This window comes from Enterobacter sp. SECR19-1250 (assembly GCF_013391025.1).
In the GTDB taxonomy this organism is placed as follows: domain Bacteria; phylum Pseudomonadota; class Gammaproteobacteria; order Enterobacterales; family Enterobacteriaceae; genus Enterobacter; species Enterobacter cloacae.
Genome location: NZ_JACASJ010000163.1, coordinates 1 through 6617, shown reverse-complemented (window position 1 = coordinate 6617; position 6617 = coordinate 1). Strand labels below are relative to the sequence as shown.

The following is a 6617-nucleotide window of genomic DNA, read 5'->3' as shown; positions in this document are numbered from 1 at the left end:
TAGCCTGGGCCCTAACGGCACGACAGCAAACTTATGTAGCATAACGGCAGAAATAGGGGTCTGACGCTCAGTGGAACGAAAACTCACGTTAAGGGATTTTGGTCATGAGATTATCAAAAAGGATCTTCACCTAGATCCTTTTAAATTAAAAATGAAGTTTTAAATCAATCTAAAGTATATATGAGTAAACTTGGTCTGACAGTTACCAATGCTTAATCAGTGAGGCACCTATCTCAGCGATCTGTCTATTTCGTTCATCCATAGTTGCCTGACTCCCCGTCGTGTAGATAACTACGATACGGGAGGGCTTACCATCTGGCCCCAGTGCTGCAATGATACCGCGAGACCCACGCTCACCGGCTCCAGATTTATCAGCAATAAACCAGCCAGCCGGAAGGGCCGAGCGCAGAAGTGGTCCTGCAACTTTATCCGCCTCCATCCAGTCTATTAATTGTTGCCGGGAAGCTAGAGTAAGTAGTTCGCCAGTTAATAGTTTGCGCAACGTTGTTGCCATTGCTGCAGGCATCGTGGTGTCACGCTCGTCGTTTGGTATGGCTTCATTCAGCTCCGGTTCCCAACGATCAAGGCGAGTTACATGATCCCCCATGTTGTGCAAAAAAGCGGTTAGCTCCTTCGGTCCTCCGATCGTTGTCAGAAGTAAGTTGGCAGCAGTGTTATCACTCATGGTTATGGCAGCACTGCATAATTCTCTTACTGTCATGCCATCCGTAAGATGCTTTTCTGTGACTGGTGAGTACTCAACCAAGTCATTCTGAGAATAGTGTATGCGGCGACCGAGTTGCTCTTGCCCGGCGTCAACACGGGATAATACCGCACCACATAGCAGAACTTTAAAAGTGCTCATCATTGGAAAACGTTCTTCGGGGCGAAAACTCTCAAGGATCTTACCGCTGTTGAGATCCAGTTCGATGTAACCCACTCGTGCACCCAACTGATCTTCAGCATCTTTTACTTTCACCAGCGTTTCTGGGTGAGCAAAAACAGGAAGGCAAAATGCCGCAAAAAAGGGAATAAGGGCGACACGAAAATGTTGAATACTCATACTCTTCCTTTTTCAATATTATTGAAGCATTTACCAGGGTTATTGTCTCATGAGCGGATACATATTTGAATGTATTTAGAAAAATAAACAAATAGGGGTTCCGCGCACATTTCCCCGAAAAGTGCCACCTGACGTCTAAGAAACCATTATTATCATGACATTAACCTATAAAAATAGGCGTATCACGAGGCCCTTTCGTCTTCAAGAATTTTATAAACCGTGGAGCGGGCAATACTGAGCTGATGAGCAATTTCCGTTGCACCAGTGCCCTTCTGATGAAGCGTCAGCACGACGTTCCTGTCCACGGTACGCCTGCGGCCAAATTTGATTCCTTTCAGCTTTGCTTCCTGTCGGCCCTCATTCGTGCGTTCTAGGATCCTCCGGCGTTCAGCCTGTGCCACAGCCGACAGGATGGTGACCACCATTTGCCCCATATCACCGTCGGTACTGATCCCGTCATCAATGAACCGGACTGCCACGCCCTGAGCGTCAAATTCCTTTATCAGTTGGATCATATCGGCAGTGTCGCGGCCAAGACGGTCGAGCTTCTTAACCAGAATGACATCACCTTCCTCCACCTTCATCCTCAGCAAATCCAGCCCTTCCCGGTCTGTTGAACTGCCGGATGCCTTATCGGTAAATATACGGTTTGCTTTCACACCTGCGTCTTTGAGTGCTCTGACCTGAAGATCAAGAGACTGCTGACTGGTTGAGACCCGAGCGTAACCAAAAAGTCGCATAAAAATGTACCTTAAATCGAATATCGGACAACTCATGTCTATTATTACAAATTTACGATTTAATAGACATATTAATGTAACAGTTTTACGATGTCCGATAATTTATAATATTTCGGACGGTTGCGAAATTGTTAATTCATGACCATCAGGCAGGGAGGCCGGTATGCCCGTCGATTTTCTGACCACTGAGCAGGAACTGAATTATGGTCGCTATGTTGCAGAACCCAATGACGTGCAGCTGGCGCGCTATTTTCATCTTGATGAGCGGGATCTTGCCTTCATTAACCAGCGGCGGGGAAGGCATAACCGGCTGGGAATTGCGCTTCAGCTCACCACCGCCCGTTTTCTGGGCACCTTTCTGACAGACTTAACCCGGGTTCTGCCAGGTGTTCAGCAATTTGTCGCGGTGCAGCTTAATATTCGCCGTCCAGAAGTCCTTACCCGCTACGCAGAACGGGTTACCACCCTCAGAGAGCATACTGCGCTGATTAAGGAATATTACGGTTACCATGAATTTGGCGATTTCCCCTGGTCTTTCCGCCTGAAGCGCCTGCTGTACACCCGCGCATGGCTCAGTAATGAGCGACCCGGCCTTATGTTTGATTTTGCCACCGCGTGGCTGCTTCAGAATAAGGTCCTGCTGCCCGGAGCAACCACACTTGTACGTCTCGTCAGTGAAATACGCGAACGGGCAAATCAGCGGCTGTGGAAGAAACTGGCCGCGTTGCCGGACAGCTGGCAGACCGCCCGCGTGACGGAGCTTCTGGACATTCCTGAGGGGCAGCGTACTTCACCGCTGGAGCAACTGAAAAAGGGACCGGTCACCGTCAGCGGCCCGGCATTTACCGAAGCGCTGGAGCGGTATATCCGGCTGCGAAACCTGGAATTTTCCCGACTGAATTTTACCGGTCTGCCTGCTATACAACTGCGTAATTTGGCCCGTTACGCAGGCATGGCGTCGGTAAAATATATCGCGCGAATGCCACAGCAGAGAAAACTGGCCGTACTCACAGCATTCGTTAAAGCGCAGGAGACTGCGGCGCTGGATGAGGCCGTTGATGTGCTCGATATGCTGATACTGGATATCACTCGTGCGGCGAAGAAAACGGGGCAGAAAAAACGGCTCAGGACGCTTAAAGATCTTGATCGTGCTGCGCTAATATTGGCGCGGGCATGTTCATTGTTGCTGGATGAACAGGCTGACGATGCTGAACTGAGGGAGACCATATTCAACAGCATACCGAAAAGCAGGCTGGCAGAATCCGTCTGCAAGGTAAATGAGCTGGCCCGGCCTCAGAACAACAATTTCCATGACGAAATGGTGGAGCAGTACGGGCGGGTAAAGCGCTTTCTTCCGGCGGTATTGCGCGACCTGCATTTCCAGGCAGCGCCAGCCGGAGAACATACGTTGTCCGCCATTCATTATCTGACCGAACTGAACTGCTCGAAAAAGCGCATCCTGGACAATGCGCCTGAACATATTATTACCGGCCCCTGGAAACGCCTGGTATACGATGCGGAGGGCCGGATACAGCGTGCCGGTTACTCGCTTTGTCTGCTGGAGCGCCTTCAGGATGCACTACGTCGAAGGGACATCTGGCTCGAAAACAGCGATCGCTGGGGAAATCCCCGCGAGAAGCTGTTGCAGGGGGAAGAATGGCAGGCTCAGCGGGTCCCCGTTTGCCGGGCGCTGGGACATCCCACTGATGGACATAAAGGCGTGCAACAGTTGGCGGTCCAGCTAGATGAAACCTGGAAAACCGTCGCATCCCGCTTTGAAGGAAATGCGGAGGTTCATATTTGCCATGACGGTAAACATCCTTCCCTGACTATCAGCAGCCTGGAGAAACTGGAGGAGCCAACATCGTTGCATCGTCTCAACAGTCGGGTAAGGCTGCTACTCCCGCCAGTAGATTTGACGGAACTGTTGCTTGAAATAGATGCCAGAACGGGATTTACACGTGAGTTTACGCATGTCAGTGAATCCGGGGCCCGGGCACAGGATCTGCACATCAGCCTGTGCGCGGTCCTGATGGCAGAGGCCTGCAATATCGGGCTGGAACCGCTGATAAAGCACAATATACCGGCGCTGACGCGCCACCGGCTTAGCTGGGTAAAACAGAATTACCTCCGGGCAGAAACGCTGGTCAGCGCCAATGCCCGCCTGGTTGATTTTCAGTCCACACTGGAGCTTGCTGGCCGCTGGGGTGGTGGCGAAGTGGCTTCAGCTGATGGCATGCGCTTTGTCACGCCGGTGAAAACCGTCAATTCAGGACCTAACAGAAAATATTTTGGTTCCGGACGTGGCATCACCTGGTACAACTTCGTCTCTGATCAGTACTCTGGATTCCACGGCATCGTTGTCCCCGGCACATTACGAGATTCCATTTTTGTGCTGGAAGGCCTTCTGGAGCAGCAGACAGGGCTGAATCCGGTTGAGATCATGACAGACACAGCCGGTACCAGCGACATTATTTTTGGCCTCTTCTGGCTGCTGGGATACCAGTTTTCCCCCCGGCTTGCCGATGCCGGTGAAGCGGTATTCTGGCGAGTGGATAAATCGGCAAATTACGGTGCACTGGACGAACTGGCACGTGGTTGTGCCGATCTGTCGAAAGCCGAGGATCAGTGGGATGAGATGATGCGAACCGCCGGTTCGCTGAAACTGGGCACCATTCATGCTTCAGAACTCATTCGCTCTTTGCTGAAAAGCTCGCGCCCATCAGGGCTGGCACAGGCGATCATGGAAGTGGGGCGCGTCAACAAGACGCTGTACCTTCTTAATTATATTGATGATGAGGATTATCGTCGGCGGATCCTGACGCAGCTAAACCGGGGGGAAGGCCGCCATGCTGTGGCGAGGGCGATCTGCTACGGGCAGCGCGGTGAGATCAGAAAGCGCTATCGTGAAGGTCAGGAAGATCAGCTGGGGGCACTGGGCCTGGTCACTAACGCAGTGGTACTGTGGAACACACTTTATATGCAGGAAGCCCTGAGCTGGATACGCAGTAATGGAGAAGAAATCGGGGTTGAAGATATCGCCCGGTTGTCCCCACTGATGCACGGGCATATCAATATGCTGGGGCATTATACGTTTACGCTACCGGAGGATATTTTGAAGGGGGAACTGAGAGAACTAAATTTCAATTTAAACAATGAATTAACTTCTTAGCGTACGTTTTCGTTCCATTGGCTCTCAAACCCCAAAAAGTGGATAACCGAACAGCATCGGCGCGAGCGCCTCAAAAGTAGCTCCCCACGCTAAAGCGCGGGGCATTCAGAACGGAATCCCTCGATGGCTAACAGCTCGCCTGTTAGCCATCGAGGGATTGGACAAATCCGGCCACGCCGGATACGTCAGCAAATATCGCTGAAGAATTAGCTTACACGCTCGTAAGCGGCTCTTACGACCCGCTAACGCGGAGATACGCCCCAACTGCGGCTTCGCCTTGTTGTGACCACTCCGACCGCGCACAAAAGCCTCTGAGCCGCTTTTAGCGGAATATGGCTTTGCAGGGTGAAGGGATGGATAGGCGATCCCTTTCGATCCCTCACTGGTATCGGCGGCTAACCCTCGGTGCTACCTGTCATTTCATCCTGCCGCCTTACATGCGCTAACGCGCATAAATCCCCGTTCCTCAGTGGAACGAAAACTCACGCTAACAGGGTAGTGACCGGGTAGCCACGATAACTGCCAACAAAATTAGCTTATAGGTTAATTCTACCTTGTCTGAAATTAGCCTATAGGTTAATATTAATAGAAATGGGAGGTCACATGTTTAGCGTTGTTTATCACCCGGAAGCCAGGGAAGAAGCCACAGCATTACCCGTAAAAATCAGGGTGAAGTTTGACCGTCTCATCGGCAAACTGGAGTATGACGCCCGATTACTGCGGGAGCCGGACACGAAGCCCCTGGGCGATGGACTTTTTGAGATCCGCACGATGGGGACGGACATAGCCAGGGGAATCTGGGTATACCACAAAGGCAATACCATCATCATGCTCCGTGTTTTCATCAAGAAGTCACAGAAAACGCCAGCGAAAGAAATCGATCTCGCCAAAAAGCGGTTAGCGGAGGTACTTAATGAAACTGGTAAGCCATAAAGAACTGCATAACGAGTGGATGCAGGACGATGAATATCGCGCTGCATGGCAGGAAGAAGAACGTAAGGAAAAGCTCAGGGAGCTGCTTGCTGAATGGCGCAAGCATGACAACCTGACAAAAGCGCAGGTTGCTGAACGCATGGGGGTTACACCTCCGGTTATTTCTCGCCTGGAAAACAACATCACCAAAGCCAGCATCGACACACTGACCCGCTACGCTCACGCCTGCGGCATCAAGAAACCTGTCATTGCCCTGTACTGAATAGCCAGCCCTCCGGGGCTGGCCTTTTTGTTTCGGTCAGTCCCAAAATTTTGTTAAAGCAAGTTTAAAATGTCACCTGTTTCTCCAAAGTTGAAATGTCACTTCTAAGCCAATCTATTTATACATAATCTTTACATCTTTCCCCGGTGACAAAGTGCTAATTGGTCTGTAATGTTCAATGTGTGGCAGGCAAGCCGCCGGTGACTTAGGCATAAGTTGCTGATGGGTCGAAAAGAATCTCCGAGACTGCCTTGTGGGCAAACTTGTCATTGGCAGGGCCGATGGTGAGGGTTGAAGGTCGTTCTGGAAAGCTCGAAACGTGGGAACAATACCGGTTACGTAAACCACGAACTGTCCAAGGCTGCGGCAGTATAAATACGCCAGATATTACAGGCACTGTTGCAAAGTTAGCGATGAGGCAGCCTTTTGTCTTATTCAAAGGCCTTA

General features: G+C 50.9%; 6 protein-coding genes. 3 read left to right on the top strand and 3 right to left on the bottom strand.

Annotated features, from left to right (window positions below):
• Positions 1-202 precede the first annotated feature (202 nt).
• Positions 203-1063, bottom strand: a complete 861-nt coding sequence (locus HX884_RS24670) for a broad-spectrum class A beta-lactamase TEM-1 (RefSeq protein WP_000027057.1) — start codon at positions 1061-1063, stop codon at positions 203-205.
• Between the two features lie 182 nt (positions 1064-1245).
• Entirely contained in the window at positions 1246-1803 is a 558-nt protein-coding gene (locus HX884_RS24665) for a recombinase family protein (protein ID WP_001235713.1), read from the bottom strand.
• A gap of 163 nt (positions 1804-1966) precedes the next feature.
• Here HX884_RS24665 and HX884_RS24660 point away from each other — a divergent pair, with 163 nt between their 5' ends.
• The 3 genes from HX884_RS24660 to HX884_RS24650 all read left to right on the top strand — a co-directional run bounded on the left by HX884_RS24660 (position 1967) and on the right by HX884_RS24650 (position 6170).
• The gene (locus tag HX884_RS24660) at positions 1967-4975 is read left to right on the top strand and encodes a Tn3 family transposase (protein WP_012817690.1); all 3009 of its coding nucleotides are present in this window, start codon (positions 1967-1969) and stop codon (positions 4973-4975) included.
• Positions 4976-5578: 603 nt separating this feature from the next.
• Entirely contained in the window at positions 5579-5908 is a 330-nt protein-coding gene (locus HX884_RS24655) for a type II toxin-antitoxin system RelE/ParE family toxin (RefSeq protein WP_000493286.1), read from the top strand.
• On the top strand, positions 5889-6170 hold the full coding sequence (locus HX884_RS24650; RefSeq protein WP_000780222.1) for a helix-turn-helix transcriptional regulator: 282 nt from the start codon (positions 5889-5891) through the stop codon (positions 6168-6170). The genes HX884_RS24655 and HX884_RS24650 overlap by 20 nt, the downstream gene beginning before the upstream one ends.
• Positions 6171-6375: 205 nt before the next feature.
• Here HX884_RS24650 and HX884_RS27045 read toward each other — a convergent pair.
• On the bottom strand, positions 6376-6617 hold a 242-nt coding region (locus HX884_RS27045; RefSeq protein ID WP_218620134.1), incomplete at its 5' end, for a hypothetical protein.